Annotated in this window: 17 protein-coding genes; 6 read left to right on the plus strand and 11 right to left on the minus strand. The window is 60.3% G+C overall.

Annotated features, from left to right (window positions below; genetic code table 11):
• The first annotated feature begins 70 nt into the window (after positions 1 to 70).
• From AC07OP_RS05125 to AC07OP_RS05135, 3 genes are read left to right on the plus strand one after another with little or no spacing between them, the layout of a single operon-like run.
• Complete coding sequence (locus AC07OP_RS05125; protein WP_027604830.1) at positions 71 to 442, plus strand: septal ring lytic transglycosylase RlpA family protein; 372 nt, start codon at positions 71 to 73, stop codon at positions 440 to 442.
• Positions 443 to 500: 58 nt separating this feature from the next.
• Entirely contained in the window at positions 501 to 1547 is a 1047-nt protein-coding gene (locus AC07OP_RS05130) for a calcium/sodium antiporter (RefSeq protein ID WP_414887081.1), read from the plus strand.
• Positions 1544 to 1924 (plus strand): carboxymuconolactone decarboxylase family protein, encoded by a 381-nt coding sequence (locus AC07OP_RS05135; protein WP_065924306.1) that lies wholly within the window; start codon positions 1544 to 1546, stop codon positions 1922 to 1924. Before AC07OP_RS05130 ends, AC07OP_RS05135 begins: the two co-directional genes overlap by 4 nt.
• Here the strand turns inward: AC07OP_RS05135 and AC07OP_RS05140 are convergent.
• From AC07OP_RS05140 to kdgD, 5 genes are all read right to left on the minus strand, one after another.
• The gene (locus AC07OP_RS05140) at positions 1921 to 2862 is read right to left on the minus strand and encodes an AEC family transporter (RefSeq protein WP_027604833.1); all 942 of its coding nucleotides are present in this window, start codon (positions 2860 to 2862) and stop codon (positions 1921 to 1923) included. The genes AC07OP_RS05135 and AC07OP_RS05140 overlap by 4 nt on opposite strands.
• A gap of 163 nt (positions 2863 to 3025) precedes the next feature.
• Positions 3026 to 4579 (minus strand): galactarate dehydratase, encoded by a 1554-nt coding sequence (gene garD, locus AC07OP_RS05145; protein ID WP_065938518.1) that lies wholly within the window; start codon positions 4577 to 4579, stop codon positions 3026 to 3028.
• Between the two features lie 11 nt (positions 4580 to 4590).
• Positions 4591 to 5955 (minus strand): MFS transporter, encoded by a 1365-nt coding sequence (locus AC07OP_RS05150; RefSeq protein WP_495101129.1) that lies wholly within the window; start codon positions 5953 to 5955, stop codon positions 4591 to 4593.
• Between the two features lie 97 nt (positions 5956 to 6052).
• Positions 6053 to 7498, minus strand: a complete 1446-nt coding sequence (locus AC07OP_RS05155) for an aldehyde dehydrogenase family protein (protein ID WP_027604836.1) — start codon at positions 7496 to 7498, stop codon at positions 6053 to 6055.
• A 54-nt stretch (positions 7499 to 7552) separates the two neighbouring features.
• The gene (gene kdgD, locus AC07OP_RS05160) at positions 7553 to 8464 is read right to left on the minus strand and encodes a 5-dehydro-4-deoxyglucarate dehydratase (RefSeq protein WP_495101128.1); all 912 of its coding nucleotides are present in this window, start codon (positions 8462 to 8464) and stop codon (positions 7553 to 7555) included.
• 242 nt (positions 8465 to 8706) lie between these two features.
• Here kdgD and AC07OP_RS05165 point away from each other — a divergent pair, with 242 nt between their 5' ends.
• The gene (locus AC07OP_RS05165) at positions 8707 to 9861 is read left to right on the plus strand and encodes a phospholipase (protein ID WP_495101127.1); all 1155 of its coding nucleotides are present in this window, start codon (positions 8707 to 8709) and stop codon (positions 9859 to 9861) included.
• A 134-nt stretch (positions 9862 to 9995) separates the two neighbouring features.
• The gene (locus AC07OP_RS05170; RefSeq protein ID WP_141156747.1) at positions 9996 to 10370 is read left to right on the plus strand and encodes a hypothetical protein; all 375 of its coding nucleotides are present in this window, start codon (positions 9996 to 9998) and stop codon (positions 10368 to 10370) included.
• A 1-nt stretch (position 10371) separates the two neighbouring features.
• Here the strand turns inward: AC07OP_RS05170 and AC07OP_RS05175 are convergent, their stop codons facing one another.
• Positions 10372 to 11121: a FadR/GntR family transcriptional regulator gene (locus AC07OP_RS05175; protein WP_053131606.1), complete on the minus strand. Its 750-nt coding sequence runs from the start codon at positions 11119 to 11121 to the stop codon at positions 10372 to 10374.
• Positions 11122 to 11398: 277 nt separating this feature from the next.
• On the opposite strand from AC07OP_RS05175, the gene AC07OP_RS05180 reads away from it, so the two are divergent.
• The gene (locus AC07OP_RS05180) at positions 11399 to 12988 is read left to right on the plus strand and encodes a glucan 1,4-alpha-maltotetraohydrolase domain-containing protein (protein WP_495101126.1); all 1590 of its coding nucleotides are present in this window, start codon (positions 11399 to 11401) and stop codon (positions 12986 to 12988) included.
• A gap of 61 nt (positions 12989 to 13049) precedes the next feature.
• Here the strand turns inward: AC07OP_RS05180 and AC07OP_RS05185 are convergent, their stop codons facing one another.
• The 5 genes from AC07OP_RS05185 to petA all read right to left on the minus strand — a co-directional run bounded on the left by AC07OP_RS05185 (position 13050) and on the right by petA (position 16836).
• On the minus strand, positions 13050 to 13469 hold the full coding sequence (locus AC07OP_RS05185) for a ClpXP protease specificity-enhancing factor (RefSeq protein ID WP_065938513.1): 420 nt from the start codon (positions 13467 to 13469) through the stop codon (positions 13050 to 13052).
• Between the two features lie 17 nt (positions 13470 to 13486).
• A complete protein-coding gene (locus AC07OP_RS05190; protein ID WP_049710008.1) occupies positions 13487 to 14104 on the minus strand; it encodes a glutathione S-transferase N-terminal domain-containing protein in 618 nt (205 codons plus the stop codon).
• A 148-nt stretch (positions 14105 to 14252) separates the two neighbouring features.
• Positions 14253 to 15032, minus strand: a complete 780-nt coding sequence (locus AC07OP_RS05195; RefSeq protein WP_027604842.1) for a cytochrome c1 — start codon at positions 15030 to 15032, stop codon at positions 14253 to 14255.
• Positions 15032 to 16243: a cytochrome b gene (locus tag AC07OP_RS05200; protein ID WP_003171746.1), complete on the minus strand. Its 1212-nt coding sequence runs from the start codon at positions 16241 to 16243 to the stop codon at positions 15032 to 15034. The genes AC07OP_RS05195 and AC07OP_RS05200 overlap by 1 nt, the downstream gene beginning before the upstream one ends.
• The gene (gene petA / locus AC07OP_RS05205) at positions 16243 to 16836 is read right to left on the minus strand and encodes a ubiquinol-cytochrome c reductase iron-sulfur subunit (protein WP_027604843.1); all 594 of its coding nucleotides are present in this window, start codon (positions 16834 to 16836) and stop codon (positions 16243 to 16245) included. The genes AC07OP_RS05200 and petA overlap by 1 nt, the downstream gene beginning before the upstream one ends.
• Between the last annotated feature and the right edge of the window lie 103 nt (positions 16837 to 16939).

Raw genomic sequence — 16939 nt, forward strand, 5'->3', positions numbered from 1 at the left:
TGCCTGATTCGGACCTCCTGTGGGAGGGGGCTTGCCCCCTCCCACATTTGTGATGGGGGGCACCTTGATAATGAAGCGTCTATTAGGTCTATGGGCTCTATTTTCACTGCTGGCCGGCTGCGCCAGCGGCCTCATCGACCCCAACGGCTACGACGAAACCGGCACCGCCTCTTATTACGGCGCCAGGCACCATGGCAAGAAAACCGCCAGCGGTGAACCCTTCAACCAGAACGCCCTGACCGCCGCCCACCGGCGACTGCCCTTCGGCACCCAGGTCAAGGTCACCAATCTCGACAACGACAAATCCGTCGTGGTCCGCATCAACGATCGCGGCCCGCATACCCGTGGGCGCTTGATCGATCTATCACGCAAGGCGGCCGAGCAACTGGGCATGCTGAGCAGCGGCACTGCGCGGGTTCGCGTGCAAGCCTTGAGCAATTGAAGACGGAGCCCTGGCCATTTTCGGATTAACCGCCCTCTCGCCCTGGAGCCTGCTCGAACTGGTCAGCGGCCTGGTGCTGCTGATCCTCGGCGCCGAAATCCTGGTGCGCGCCGCCGTGCGCCTGGCCGCCAGCCTCAAGGTGCGGCCGCTGATCATCGGCCTTACGATCGTCGCCTTCGGCAGCAGCGCGCCGCAGATGACCGTCAGCCTGCAGGCCACCCTGGCCGGCAATACCGACATTGCCGTGGGCAGCGTGATCGGCAGCAGCATCTTCAACATTCTCGTGACCCTGGGCCTGTCGGCGCTGATCATCCCCCTGCGCGTCTCGCGGCAGCTGGTGCGCGTGGATATTCCGGTGATGATCCTCGCCGGGCTGCTGGTGTTTACCCTGGCGGCCAATGAAGAACTGACGCCGGTCGATGGCCTGCTGCTGCTGATTGCCCTGCTGGCCTACCTCGGCGTGCTGCATTACCAGACCCGCCATTCGCGCCGCCCGCGCACCCTGGATACCGTCGCCCGGGCGCCCTGGCTGAGCAGTGTGCTGCAGATGCTGGGCGGGCTGTTGATCCTGGTGCTGGCCGGGCACTTGCTGCTCGGCGCGGCGGTGGATGTGGCGGCGGACCTGGGCCTCTCGGAGCGCATCATCGGCCTTACGCTGATCGGCGTCGGCACGTCGCTGCCCTGCCTGGCCACCTCACTGATTGCCGCCCTGCGCGGCCAGCGGGAAATTGCCGTGGGCAACGTGATCGGCAGCAACCTGTTCAACCTGCTGGGGGTATTGGGGCTGACCGCGCTGCTCGCGCCTTCGCCGCTGTCGGTGTCGCCCAACGCCCTGGACTTCGACCTGCCGGTGATGCTCGGCGTGGTGGTGCTGTGCCTGCCGGTGTTTTATACCGGCTACCGCGTCACCCGCGCCGAAGGCCTGGTACTGCTGGGCCTGTACCTGGCGTATGGGCTGCACGTGATGTCGTTCACCACCGGCATGCCCCTGGCCAACAAGCTTGAACAACTGATGCTGTATTACGTCCTGCCAGTGCTGGTGGCTTTCCTGTTGTTCAGCACGCTGCGAGCCTGGCGCCGCCAACACAAGAGGGAATCGCAATGACCGATCAGAAAAAGCCCGGGGTTGAAATGCGTCGCCAGGTGATGGGCGATGTGTTCGTCGACCGCGCCCTGGGCAACGCCACCGAATTCACCCAGCCGCTGCAGGACTTCGTCAACGAACATGCCTGGGGCAGCGTGTGGACCCGCGAAGGTTTGCCGCTGAAGACGCGCAGCCTGATTACCCTGGCCGCCCTCACCGCGCTCAAGTGCCCGCAGGAGCTCAAGGGCCACGTGCGCGGCGCGTTGAACAACGGCTGTACTGTGGAGGAAATTCGCGAAGCGCTGCTGCATTGCGCGGTGTATGCCGGCGTACCGGCGGCGATTGATGCGTTTCGGGCGGCGCAGGAAGTCATCGACACCTATCAGAAAGAAGGCTAGATCCAGCCCCCCGCCTGCAACACGAAAATCCCGATATTCGTGGTCACTGCCGCCATCAGCGTGGTGATCACGATAATCGCCGCCGCCAGTTCATGATTGCCCTCGGCCGCCCTGGCCATCACGAAGCTCGCCGCAGCGGTCGGCGCACCGAAGTACAGGAACAGGATTCCCAACTCCGGCCCGCGAAAGCCCAACAGCCAAGCGCCCAGGGTCGCGACCACCGGCAGCCAGACCATCTTCATCAAGCTCGCGCTCAGCGCCATATTGCCGCTCTTGCGCAACGCCGCCAGGGACAAGGTGCCGCCAATGCAGATCAATGCCAGCGGCAAGGTGGTGTCCGCCAGGTACTGCATGGATTTTTCCAGCCAGCCCGGCAGGCCAATCTGAAAATACGCGAACGGCGCCGCCACGATGACGCTGATGATCAGCGGATTGGCCACCACACTTTTGCAGATGCTCCACGGGTCGGACTTGATCACCGGGCTGTACACCGCCAGCACAATGGTCGACAGCGTGTTGTAGAACAGGATCACCAGCGCCGCGAGGATCGCGCCGAGGGAAATGCCGTAGTCGCCATACATGCTGGCCGCCAGGGCCAGGCCGATCACCCCGTTGTTGCCGCGAAACGCGCCCTGGGTGTAGATGCCCCGGTCTTCACGCTTGCAGCGAAAAATCGCCCAGCCCCAGGCCAGGGCAAAGCTCAGCAGCGTGGCCACGGCAAAATAGATCAGCAACCCCGGCTTGAGCGCCGAGTGCAGGTCGGCGTGGAGGATGCCGAGGAACAGCAGCGCCGGCATGGTGACGTTGAACACCAGGGACGAAGCCGTGTGGATAAAGTTGTCGTTGATCCAGTTGATGCGCTTGAGCAGCACACCCAGGAACAGCATGGCGAATACCGGCGCAGTGATGGTGAGGGTGGTGAGGAAAATTGCCAGCATGCCGGGGAGAACCTTGGTGAGCGTCGTCAGGTGGCTAATGATAAGCCATACAGCCCAACGGCGCCTGATAGACCGCTATCGGGGCAAGCCCCCTCCCACACTTGAAAGTATTCACAATTCAAACTGTGGGAGGGGCTTGCCCCCGATGGCAGGCGACGCGGTCTCAGGTAATCGGCGCCGGGTTGAACAAGGTGATGTCGTTATGCAGCTTGTGATGCTCCGCCCAGGTCTGCTTCTTACCGCTGGCCACGTCCAGGTAGAAGTGGAACAACTCCCAGCCCAACTCCTCGATGGTCGCGCGCCCGGTGGCAATGCGCCCGGCGTCGATATCGATGAGGTCCGGCCAGCGCTGCGCCAGCTCCGTACGTGTCGAGACCTTCACCACCGGCGCCATCGCCAGCCCGTAAGGGGTGCCACGCCCGGTGGTGAACACATGCAGGTTCATCCCCGCCGCCAGTTGCAGGGTACCGCAGACAAAGTCACTGGCCGGCGTGGCGCAAAAGATCAGGCCCTTGCTTTTGAAGCGCTCGCCAGGGCCCAGCACGCCGTTGATCGCACTGCTGCCGGACTTGACGATGGAGCCCAGGGACTTCTCGACAATGTTCGACAGCCCGCCCTTCTTGTTGCCTGGCGTGGTGTTGGCGCTGCGATCGGCCTCACCCTTGGCCAGGTAGCGGTCGTACCAGTCCATTTCCCTGACCAACTCTTCGGCAACTTCCTTCGTCTCTGCGCGCGAAGTCAGCAGGTAAATGGCATCCCGCACTTCGGTGACTTCGGAAAACATCACCGTCGCTCCCGCCCGCAGCAACAAATCCGAGGCATAGCCCAGCGCCGGGTTGGCGGTGATACCGGAAAACGCATCACTGCCGCCGCATTGCATGCCCAGGATCAGTTCGGACGCCGGCACGGTTTCCCGGCGACGCTGGTCGAGCTTTTTCAGGCGCACTTCGGCCAGTTCCATGATCTGTTCGATCATTTCGGTAAAGCCATGGCTGGAATCCTGCAACCGATACAGCCACGGCTCGCTGAGGTCGACGGAGCTGTCGTTGTCGTGCATCACCTGCCCGGCCTGCAATTTCTCGCAGCCCAGGCTGATCACCAGGGCTTCGCCGCCCAGGTTCGGGTTGCGCGCCAGGTTACGCACGGTACGGATCGGGATGTAGGCATCCGTCGCGGTGATCGCCACCCCGCAGCCGTAGCTGTGGGTCAGCGCCACCACGTCATCGACGTGGGGGTACTTGGGCAGTAATTCGTCCTTGATGCGCTTGACCGCATGGTCCAACACGCCCGTCACGCACTGCACCGTGGTGGTGATGCCGAGGATATTGCGCGTGCCCACGGTGCCGTCGGCGTTGCGATAGCCCTCGAAGGTAAACCCCTCCAACGGTGCCTGGGTTGCAGGCACCTCGGTGGACAGCGGCAAGCTGTCCAGCGGTGGCGCGGTGGGCATGCGCAGTTGATCTTCCTGGACCCAACTGCCGCGCGGAATCGGCGCCAAGGCGTAACCGATGGTCTGTCCGTAGCGAATAATCTGACCGCCTTCGGGGATGTCTTCCAGGGTCACTTTGTGGCTCTGGGGGATGAAATCCACGGTCACCAGGCCGTCCGGGAACTCCGTCCCGGCCGGTACGCCCTGGTCGTTGACCACGATCACTACGTTGTCGCGCTCGTGCAGGCGGATGGAGCGCGGCGAGTCGGCATGTTCAATCAACTGCATCACGGGGCCTCTCAGGAGTGCGCTTCGGTTAGGTTGGTCAACTCAGGCCCCTTGCTTGGCGGCTCTTTGAGTACTACACGCTTGATCGGGCCGACGATGACCAGATAGCTGAACACCGCCACCAGCGCGTTGGCGCCGACAAACACCAGGGCCCACTTGAACGAGCCGGTGGTGCTGATGATGTAGCCGATGACAATCGGCGTGGTGATCGACGCGAGGTTACCGAAGGTGTTGAACAAGCCGCCACTGAGACCGGCGATTTGTTTCGGCGAGGTGTCGGACACGACCGCCCAGCCCAGTGCGCCAACGCCCTTGCCGAAGAAGGCCAAAGCCATGAAGCCCACCACCATCCATTCAACGTCAACATAGTTGCACGCGATGATGCTGCTGGAGACCAGCAGGCCGGCAATGATCGGCGCCTTGCGGGCGAACGTCAGCGAATGGCCTTTGCGCAGCAGGTAGTCGGAAATCACCCCGCCCAGCACGCCACCGATAAACCCGCAGATGGCCGGCAACGAGGCGATGAAACCAGCCTTGAGGATGGTCATGCCGCGGTCCTGCACCAGGTACACCGGGAACCAGGTCAGGAAAAAGTAGGTGATACCGTTGATGCAGTACTGGCCCAGGTACACGCCAAGCATCATGCGGTTGGTCAGCAACTGACGGATGTAATCCCACTTCGGACCGTCGGTTTTCTTACCCTTGCCCTTGTCCTGATCCATATCGACCATCGCGCCATTGACGGCGATGTGATTGAGCTCGGCTTCGTTGATCATCGGGTGCTGGCGCGGGCTGTGGATAACTTTCAGCCAGATCAGCGAGAACACGATGCCGATCACGCCCATCACGATAAACACGTGCTGCCAGCCGAAGCGGTAGACGATCCAGCCCATCAGCGGCGCGAACAACACCGTGGCGAAGTACTGCGCCGAGTTGAAGATCGCCGAGGCCGTACCGCGCTCGGCGGTCGGGAACCAGGCGGCAACAATGCGCGCGTTGCCCGGGAAGGACGGCGCCTCAGCCAGGCCCACCATGAAGCGCAGCATGAACAGCGCAACCACTGCGGTGGAGACACCGAACTCACCGACGTAGCCTTGCAGCACGGTGAACAGTGACCAGGTGAAGATGCTCAGGGCGTAGACTTTTTTCGAGCCGAATCGGTCCAGCAGCCAGCCGCCGGGGATTTGCCCGGCCACGTAGGCCCAACCGAATGCGGAGAAGATATAACCGAGGGTGACCGCGTCGATGCCGAGGTCTTTTTGCAGGCTGGAGCCCGCGATTGCAATAGTAGCCCGGTCGGCATAGTTGATCGTGGTCACCAGGAATAGCATGAGCAGGATCAAATAGCGGACATGGGTCGGCTTGGTCGCTTGCATGTAGAAGTACTCCCACTAATTATTTTTTTTGCGGGTAATGGTTTTCTGTTGTTGTCGTGGGGACCGGCAGGCCTCCGGCCCCACTGGGTGTTGCGTATTACGAACCGATGTAGCTGGTTTTCACCACGGTGTAGAACTCCTGCGCATAGCGACCTTGCTCCCGCGAGCCATAGGACGAGCCTTTACGGCCACCGAATGGAACGTGGTAATCCACACCTGCGGTCGGCAGGTTGACCATCACCATCCCCGCCTGGGAGTGGCGCTTGAAGTGGTTGGCGTACTTCAACGACGTGGTGGCAATGCCCGCCGACAAACCGAACTCGGTGTCGTTGGCCATGGCCAGTGCCGCCTCGTAGTCCGCCACGCGCACGACGTTGGCGACCGGGCCGAAGATCTCTTCACGGCTGATACGCATGGCGGCTTCGCTGTCGGCAAACAGCGTCGGCGCCAGGTAGTAGCCTTCGGTGTCGCAGGTGACCAGGCCGCCACCGCTCACCAGCCGCGCACCTTCGCTTTGGCCGATGTCGATGTACTTCATGTCCTGGTCCAGTTGGGCCTGGGAAACCACCGGGCCGATGTCGGTGCCGCTTTTGAGCGCGTGGCCGACCTTGATCGACTTCATGCGCTCGGCCATGGCCGCGACGAACTGGTCGTGGATACCGGCGGTGACGATCAGGCGGCTGGACGCCGTGCAACGCTGGCCGGTGGAGTAGAACGCGCTCTGTACCGACAACTCGACGGCCTGCTTGAGGTCGGCGTCGTCGAGAATGATCTGCGGGTTCTTACCGCCCATTTCCAACTGCACTTTGGCTTGGCGCGATACGCAGCTGACAGCAATCTGGCGACCCACACCGACGGAACCGGTGAAGCTGATGCCGTCGACTTTCGGGCTGTTGACCAGCACGTCGCCCACCACGCGGCCGCTGCCCATCACCAGGTTGAACACACCGGCAGGGAAACCGGCGCGGGAGATAATCTCCGCCAGGGCCCAGGCGCAGCCCGGTACCAGTTCAGCCGGCTTGATCACCACGCAGTTGCCGTAGGCCAGGGCCGGGGCGATTTTCCAGGCGGGAATGGCGATCGGGAAGTTCCACGGGGTGATCAGGCCGACCACGCCGAGGGCTTCACGGGTGACTTCCACGTTGACGCCCGGGCGTACCGACGGCACGTAGTCGCCGGACAACCGCAGGCATTCACCGGCGAAGAACTTGAAGATGTTACCGGCGCGGGTCACTTCGCCGATGGCTTCCGGCAGGGTCTTGCCTTCTTCACGGGCCAACAGGGTGCCGAGTTCTTCGCGACGGGCGAGGATTTCGCTGCCGACTTTATCCAGGGCATCGTGGCGAGCCTGGATCCCGGAAGTGGACCAGGCCGGGAATGCGGCGCGGGCGGCGTCGATGGCGGCGTTGACCTGGGTGACGTCAGCCTTGGCGTATTCACCAATGACATCGGACAACTCCGACGGGTTGAGGTTGACGCAGTAGTCGGCGCCGGCAACCCATTCACCGTTGATGTAGTTCTCAAAACGCTTTACTTGGGACACGAATCTTCTCCTGACGCAAAAGGCCGCTGATTGCTCAGCGGCCTTGTGGATAATTTATTGCGGACCTTGCTTGTCGATCAGCGCGGCCAGGGCTTCGTATTCTTCCGGCAGCAGATCGGTCAGCGGCGTGCGCACAGGGCCTGCGTCATAGCCGACGATTTTTGCACCCGCCTTGACGATGCTCACGGCATAACCGGCCTTGCGGTTACGGATGTCCAGGTACGGCAGGAAGAAGTCGTCGATGATCTTGGCGACGGTGGCGTGATCGTCCTTGGCAATGGCGTGGTAGAAATCCATCGCGGTCTTCGGGATGAAGTTGAACACCGCCGAGGAGTACACCGGTACGCCCAGGGCCTTGTAGGCAGCGGCGTAGACCTCTGCGGTCGGCAGGCCGCCGAGGTAGCTGAAACGATCGCCCAGACGGCGGCGGATCGACACCATCAACTCGATGTCACCCAGGCCATCCTTGTAGCCGATCAGGTTCGGGCAGCGCTCGGCCAGGCGTTCCAGCAGCGGAGCGGTCAGGCGGCACACGTTGCGGTTGTAGACCACCACGCCGATCTTGACCGATTTGCACACCGCTTCAACGTGGGAGGCAACCCCGTCCTGGCTGGCTTCGGTGAGGTAGTGCGGCAGCAGCAGCAGGCCTTTGGCGCCCAGGCGCTCGGCTTCTTGCGCGTACTCGATGGCCTGGCGGGTCGAACCACCGACACCGGCGAGGATCGGCACGCTGGTGGCGCAGGTATCCACGGCGGTCTTGATCACTTGGGAATATTCGCTGGCGGCGAGGGAGAAAAACTCACCAGTGCCGCCCGCAGCGAACAAAGCAGTGGCGCCGTAAGGGGCCAGCCATTCCAGGCGCTTGATGTAGCCCGCCTGGTGAAAGTCACCCTGGGCATTGAAATCGGTCACCGGGAAAGACAGCAGACCGTGGGAGAGGATGGACTTCAGTTCTTGTGGATTCATTATTCGAACACCCTGGGCGAAGACTTTCTATTGAAAGGTTGTTGGTTTTGTTGATGTCGTACGTCATCGTACAACTATAAATAATTTCGTCAACTGCAATTCATCGGCGTTGTGCACTTGAGGGCGTTGAAAGGCTTGGGCAGTGGTGTTCTTGACGTAGGAAATTATTCCTCTATGCTCTGCATGACTGTATATACATACAGCATTCAAGGAAGATTCCTACGACATAGCAAGGAGCTAACATGTCAGGTCCTGAACTCGCAGCACCCGCAAAAAAACCGCCTACCCTGCGCTTCGAAGGCGGTGAACACACCGCCATCGGCGACGATACGCTGTTGCGCTTCAGCAAGGACGCCCCGGCAATCCCCGCGCGGCAAGTCGAACTGCACCTGCCCAACGGGCTGGCACTCACCTACGGCCAAGTGATCGCCCTGGGCGGTGACTTTTATGGCATCCCCGGCCAGCCCATCAACGAGGGCACCTCACCTGCCGATCGTATGCAACGTTTCAGCGCCGCGTTCAACTCACTGGCCGTGCTGCCTGTCTCGCGGGACGAAGCGCCGAAGATCCTGGCGGTGATGCAAAAAGAGATCAACGCGGTCAACCAGGCGATCAAGGACGGCAAGCAAGCCCATGAAGCTTATGATGCCCTGGGTGATACGTTGTCCGAGGAATGGAACCGCATCACCGGTGGCGGCAGCGCGGTGTCGGCATTGATCCCACTGGGACGTTACCTGAAACTGGCGGCGGACAACGCCGACCACTTCGGCGAATGGGCGCTGGCGGCCTACCTGGCGGGGCATGCAGCCGCCTTGCAACAGGCCGTGGTGGCCCACCAGACCGGTACCGATCAGGCATTGGAACTGGCCTACGCCATGAACGGCTTTGCCGATCACTTCTTGACCGATCTATTTTCTGCCGGCCACCTGCGCGTGCCGCGCAAACAGCTGGCGGCGGTCGTCACACCGGGCGAACTGGGCTCGCTGATCAGCCGCTTCATGCACGATGAAGACAGCAAGTTCGGGCTCAAGGTGCGCAATGCACTGGGGGATGAGTGGCATGCCTATGGCGACAAACGCTATTTCGACAGTATCGACGCAGCCAATCGGGCACAGGTCAAACGCGCCGTTCAGGCATCCGCTGATGAGATCTTCGAAACCTTCATCGGTGGCGTTGCGCCCTCCCCGGCCAACTTCAAGGCACCGCTGTATGTGCCGGATCTGAATGCCGCGCAGAACCCGGCGAATAACTTTTCGCCGCTGTTCAAGATGGAGGGAGACAAAGTGCTGCGTCGCAAGGAGGTCAATGACCTCAACGACAAGCACTGGACCAATGATTGGTGGGGGTGGAGTACGTATTTGTTGCTTAAGGACTACAAGCCGAATACGCCAGCTTGATCAACGCCGTTTGTCGCGACTGTGATTTCTAACAGTTTCGGACAATGCCGTAGCGGTGGATAAGTTTGCTCAGGAGCCAGAAACACGGCTCCTGAATTGATACGCTACTGTGTGGCAGCCACGGAGGTTTCATCATGGAAAATCCAGTCCCCGGCCTAAACATTCCTGTTACAGAGCCTTTTTACCAAGCGGAGGTTAGCCTTTCCAAATTCACAGGGCCTCTCGTAGCCAGTATTCCAAACGATGCCAAGCTCTTTCCGGAGGGCACTGTATACGCGATTCTGGGTGCAGATCCGGAAGAGCCTGCCTGGAGGGGAGCCAAAGTCAATGCAGGCAGATGGCAGGCGAGCACGGGGCAATATCAACAATCTGCGAATCTGAAAGTCGAGATTCCAAAAGAAGCCTTAGAGCGATTCACGAACCAAACCACATTGCTACGCTATCAAACCATCGGTGAATCCAGCATGTCGGTCAGCTCTGAGCCAATTTCGCTGACCATCAGCAAATAGCTCAACCGCGCTGCGCCTCCGCCTCTTCATGGGCATGGCGCAGCCGCTCGCGGCTATTGGTCAGGTGCAAGCGCATCGCCGCCCTCGCCGCATCCGAATCCTGGCGGGCAATCGCCTCATAAATCTCTTCGTGTTCGCGGCTCAGGCGCCCCATGTAGTGCTGGTGGTCATCATGGGCCAGGCGTGCCGAGTTCAGGCGCGTACGCGGGATGATGCTGGTGCCCAGGTGGGTCATGATGTCGGTGAAGTAGCGGTTGCCGGTGGACAACGCAATTTCCAGGTGGAATGCGAAGTCCGAGGCCACCGCATCACCGGCGTGCGCCGCGCTTTCATTCAGGGCATCGAGGGCCGCGCGCATGGCGGCCAGCTGTTCATCGCTACGGCGCAGTGCGGCCAGCCCGGCAGATTCCACTTCCAGGCTGATACGCAGTTCGAGAATCGCCAGCACGTCACGCAAAGTGACTACCGTAGCCGGATCGATGCGAAAGCCGCTCGGGCTCGGCGTGTCGAGCACAAAGGTGCCGATACCATGACGGGTTTCCACCTGCCCCGCCGCCTGCAAGCGGGAGATGGCCTCGCGGACCACGGTGCGGCTGACGCCATGGGCGTCCATGATCGCCGATTCGGTGGGCAGCTTGTCGCCACGTTTGAGTTGACCATCACGGATCTGCTCGGACAGCACCGTGACCAATTCCTGGGCAAGGCTGCGGCGCTTGCGGGGAAGACGAGGGGCGGTGCTGGCGTTTTCCATGTGGAATCATCTATCTCGGTGGACTAAAACAGCATCATAGCCCATGGCGGTTGTACGATCACCGTTTGTACCGCACTTTCATGTACAAGCGGGCAGCTTTCAGCTCCGGCCGTATAGGGCTCCCGTAAAAGGGGGGTCAAATTCGAACATAACGCGTGGCTACTTCACGCCTGGGTCTTAGTGCCAAACGTTCTCGCGCACCTGGCAATTATGACAGCAGACGGTTTTCCATCCCCGTAGCAGAGTAAAGCCTGTTCCAGCAAACAGGTGACGGGTGATGAAACGCACAGGCTGGTATTGCACAACGATTGTCTGGCTGCTGGCATGCGCCGTCCACGCTGCACCGCCGAGTGTGCGCAATGGCGGTGGCGAAGACATCCTGCTGCAGGGTTTCCATTGGAACTCCAGCCGCAATGCCCCGCAGAAATGGTATGAGGTGCTGGCACAAATGGCCCCCACTATCGGCCAGGATGGCTTCACCAAAATCTGGCTGCCGCCCGCCTGGACCGATCAATCCAGTTGGAGCGACGCGGCGTCGGGAACGTCCGGCGGCGGTGAAGGTTACTTCTGGAGCGACTTCGACAAGAACAGCCAATACGGCAGTGACAGCCAGCTCAAACAGGCGGTCGCCGCCCTGGCAGGTGCCGGCGTGCAAGCGATATACGACGTGGTGCCTAACCATATGAACGACAAGCTGCCAAGTAAACAGATACGCTTTCCCAGGGGGCTCAAGCTGTGGCGCGATGACTGCACAGCACCCGTGGTCTGTGATGAGGGCGACGCGTTCATGAGCGGCTCGGCCGACCTCAACACAAGCAACTCGGAAGTCTCGCAGCGCTTCATGCAGGAATTCAGGAACCTGCGGGACAACTACAGCGCCAAAGGCTTGCGCTTCGATTTTGTGCGCGGCTACGCGCCGGAGCGGGTCGATGTGTGGATGAAAAACTTTGGTGACCAAGCGTTCTGCGTCGGCGAGCTGTGGAAAGCCCCCGGCGAATATCCGGCGAACGACTGGCGTAGCCAGGCCAGTTGGCAGGATGCGTTGAAAGACTGGTCGGATCGGTCCCACTGCAGCGTGTTCGATTTCGCCCTCAAGGAGCGCATGCAAAATGGCAGCTTGGCCGAGTGGCGTCATGGCTTGAATGGCAATCCCGAACCGGCATGGCGGCAGGTCGCGGTGACCTTTGTCGACAACCACGACACCGGTTATTCGCCAGGGCAATACGGCGGCCAGCACCATTGGCCCCTTGCCGACCCGCAACGCAATATCGCCTATGCCTATATCCTCCTGAGCCCGGGTACGCCGACTGTGTATTGGCCCGACATGTACGACTGGGGCCGGGGCGACCTGATCCGCGAGCTGATCAGCCTGCGCAAGGACGCCGGCATCAGGGCCGATTCACCCATCAGTTTCCAGACCCACTATTCCGGATTGGTGGCCACCCTCCAAGGCAGCCGCAAGCGCCTGCTGATCGCCTTGGACTCCGACCTTTCCAAGGTGCCTGACGGCTTCAGCCCGGCCCTGTTTGCGGACGGGCAGCGCATCCGCTCGTGGCAGGCCGCCCCGGCACCTTCCGACACCACGACCACCTTGCACTGCGACAACGCCAGGCCGGAGCTCGGCCAGGCAGTCTACGCAGTGGGGTCGCCTATCGAACTCGGCGCCTGGGACCCGGCCCACGCTATCGCACTGCAATCCGGCGCATCCAATCGCTGGAGCGGCACTGTCGTGTGGCCGACGCAGCAACAGATCAAATGGAAATGCCTGATCCGCAGCCTGAGCAATGTCAACGAGGTCTACTGGCAAGGCGGCTCCGACAATCAGTTCACCACGGGGGCCGCCAGCGAAACAGCGGGGAGTTTTTGACAAAAAAATGCCCCGGCAGAGCCGAGGCATTTTTTAACGCAGGCCCGAAGACTTACGCATTTTACTTCACCACTTTCAGACTCGGCCGACCGCTTGGACGCGGTGGCTCGGTATCCGGTGGCGGCACATCATCGCCGTCTTCGTTTTCAATCGCTTCGTCGTCCTCGAAAGGCGACTCCAGATCGAACACCATGCCTTGGCCGTTCTCCCGGGCATAGATGCCGAGGATAGCGCCAATCGGCACGAACAGCGTATGCGGCACACCGCCGAAACGCCCTTCGAAGCTGACCGCTTCATTGTCCATGTGCAGGTGGCGCACGGCGCTGGGTGATACGTTCAACACAATCTGCCCGTCACTGGCAAAACCCTGCGGTACCTGAACCGCAGGAAATTCGGAATTGACCAGCATGTGCGGGGTGCAATCGTTATCCACAATCCACTCATAGAGCGCGCGGACCAGGTAAGGTCGACTGGAGTTCATCAACGGCTCCTTAAGCCTTAGCGCATATCGCGTTCGACACCAGACAGACTTGCCTGGAAAGCCTCACGCGCAAACTGGCGCTCCATGTAATCAAGCAACGGCTTGGCCGGCCGTGGCAGTTCAATGCCCAGAATCGGCAAGCGCCAGAGTATGGGTAATAGGCAGCAATCCACCAAGCTTTGTTCCTCACTGAGGAAAAAAGGTTTATCGGCGAACAACGGCGAAACACCGGTCAGGCTCTCGCGCAATTCCTTGCGCGCCTGCACCCGAGCGGCTTCTTTGCTGCGGGTATCCAGGATCAAATCCACCAGCCCGCACCAATCTCGCTGGATCCGATGGATCAGCAGGCGGCTGTTGGCACGGGCCACCGGATACACCGGCAGCAAAGGCGGATGCGGGTAACGCTCATCCAGATATTCCATCACCACGGTTGACTCCCACAACGCCAGGTCACGATCGACCAGGGTGGGCAAGCTGCCGTAAGGGTTCACTTCGATCAGTTTCGGCGGATGACGACCCGCCTCCACACTGATGATCTCGGCGCTGACACCCTTCTCTGCGAGTACGATGCGTACTCGGTGGGAATAGTGGTCGGCGGGGTCGGAGTAACAGGCCAACCGATTGGTCACGCCCATGGCGGTCCTCCTCGCTTGTTGAAATTATGGAAAGCTCAAAAACGAGCGCGCCCAGAAAGCATCTCTGCAGCCTCTGGAAAGTCCAGATCGCTACGGGTTAGAGATGCCGCTGGGCGCGCAAGATTAACAGCAATTGCTTACGGTTGGATCAATGCACATCCTTCCAGTATTCGCGCTTAAGCAGATAAGCGAATACGAAGAAGAAAGCCAGGTACAGCAAGACATACGTCCCGATGCGCTGGTGTTGCAGTTTGACCGGGTTGGCCGAATAGGCCAGGAAGGTCACCAGATTCTTGACCTTCTCGTCAAACTGCTCGTCAGTCAACGAACCAGGGGTTTCTATCTTCAGTTGATCGCACGCTTCATGAGTCAAAGGCGTACCGGTCAACGGATCATATTGCTTCTTGCCGTCTTCGACGACCTGAACCTGCTTGCATCCTACCACTTGCTTGCCTTGCAGGCCGACCAGAACGTTAGGCATGCCGACGTTCGGGAACACACGGTTGTTCACGCCATAAGGGCGCGCCGGGTCCTCGTAGAAGGATTTCAGGTAGCCGTAGAGCCAGTCGGTGCCGCGTACACGTGCCACCAGCGTCAAGTCAGGCGGTGCTGCGCCGAACCAGGTCTTGGCGTCGGCAGGCTTCATGCCGATATTCATGTGGTCGCCGATCTTGGCACCGGTGAACACCAGCTTCTCCAGCATCATTTCATGGGGGATACCGAGGTCATCGGCCACCCGCTCGTAACGCTGGAACTTGGCGCTGTGGCAGCCCATGCAGTAGTTGGCGAACGTACGCGCGCCGTCTTGCATAGCCGCCTTGTCAGACACGTCGATATCGACTTTTTCCAGTTCCGGGCCGCCGTGCTCGGCAGCGAAGGACAGTAGCGGCAGCGCCGCAAGCATCAATGCAACGAATAATTTTTTCATCAGCCAGTCACCCTTTCCGGAACCGGTTTGGTCTTCTCGAGCCGGGTGTAGAACGGCATCAGAATGAAGTAGGCGAAGTACAGGAAGGTGCAGACCTGCGACAGCAGCGTACGCTCCGGGGTCGGCGCCAATACGCCCAACACGCCCAGAATCACGAATGCAATGCAGAACACCCACAGCCAGATTTTGCTCAGCCAGCCTTTGTAGCGCATGGACTTGACCGGGCTTCGGTCGAGCCACGGCAACACGAACAGCACCGCAATGGCCGCGCCCATGGCGATGACGCCCATGAGTTTGTCGGGGATCGCCCGCAAGATCGCGTAGAACGGCGTGAAGTACCAGACCGGGGCAATGTGCTCAGGTGTCTTGAAGGCGTTCGCCTGTTCGAAGTTAGGCTTCTCGAGGAAATAACCACCCATCTCCGGGAAAAAGAACACGATCGAGCAGAACACGAAGAGGAACACGACCACGCCGACAATGTCTTTCACGGTGTAGTACGGGTGGAACGGGATGCCGTCCAGCGGGATGCCGTTCTCGTCCTTGTGCTTCTTGATGTCCACGCCGTCAGGGTTGTTGGAACCCACTTCGTGCAGCGCCAGGATGTGCAGCACCACCAGACCCAGGATCACAATGGGCAGTGCCACGACGTGCAGGGCGAAGAAGCGGTTCAGGGTGATACCGGAGATGAGGTAGTCACCGCGGATCCACTGGGTCAGGTCGTTGCCGATGACCGGGATCGCACCGAACAGCGAGATGATCACCTGAGCGCCCCAGTACGACATCTGGCCCCATGGCAGCAGGTAGCCCATGAAGGCTTCCGCCATCAGCGCCAGGTAGATCAGCATGCCGAACACCCACACCAGCTCCCGTGGCTTCTGGTACGAACCGTAGAGCAAACCACGGAACATGTGCAGGTAGACCACGATAAAGAACGCTGAAGCGCCGGTGGAGTGCAGCAGGCGCAGGATCGAGCCGTACTCGACGTCACGCATGATGTATTCGACGGAGGCAAACGCCTCTTCCGCCGACGGGGTGTAGCTCATCGTCAGCCAGACACCGGTGACGATCTGGTTGACCAGCACCAGCAGTGCCAGGGAGCCAAAGAAGTAGAAGAAGTTGAAGTTTTTTGGCGCGTAATACTTGCTGAGATGGTCTTCCCACATTTTAGTGGCGGGGAAGCGTGCATCGACCCAATCCATGAACTTGCTCATCACGCGTTCTCCTTATCGAGGCCAATGACAATGAGGTCGTCAGTTTCGTAGGTATGCGGAGGCACGGGCAGGTTCAAGGGAGCGGGCTGGGACTTGTAGACGCGCCCTGCCAGATCGTAGTGGGAGCCGTGGCAAGGGCAGAAATAACCACCGACCCAGTCTTTACCCAGATCGACTGGGGCAACTTCCGGGCGGAAGGTGGGTGAGCATCCCAAGTGGGTACACAGGCCGACCAGCAGCAGAATCTCTGGCTTGATCGAACGTGCTTCGTTTTTGGCGTAGGCGGGTTGGTCGGATTTCTCAGATTTGGGGTCAGACAGCTGGCCTTCGATCTTTTTCAGATTTCCCAGGATTTCCTCCGTACGACGAACAATGAATACCGGCTGGCCGCGCCACTCAGCAATCATCTGCTGGCCTGGTTCGATCTTGCTGATATTCACCTTCACCGGTGCACCTGCGGCTTTCGCCTTGGCACTGGGAAACCATGACCCCACGAACGGGACCGCAGCCCCCACCGCTCCTGCAGCACCCACCACGGATGTGGCTGCTACCAAGAAGCGACGCCGGCCTGCATTCACGCCGTCATTGCTCATTCAGTCCTCTCCCATCAGCTTTTTGGCCTGTTAAATCAGGCGTCTACTAAGTATTAAATCTGAACTTATAAAAATTTTGCCGAATGGTAATGAAAAGCCCCAC

It is taken from the genome of Pseudomonas sp. GW821-FHT09D08 (assembly GCF_059416305.1).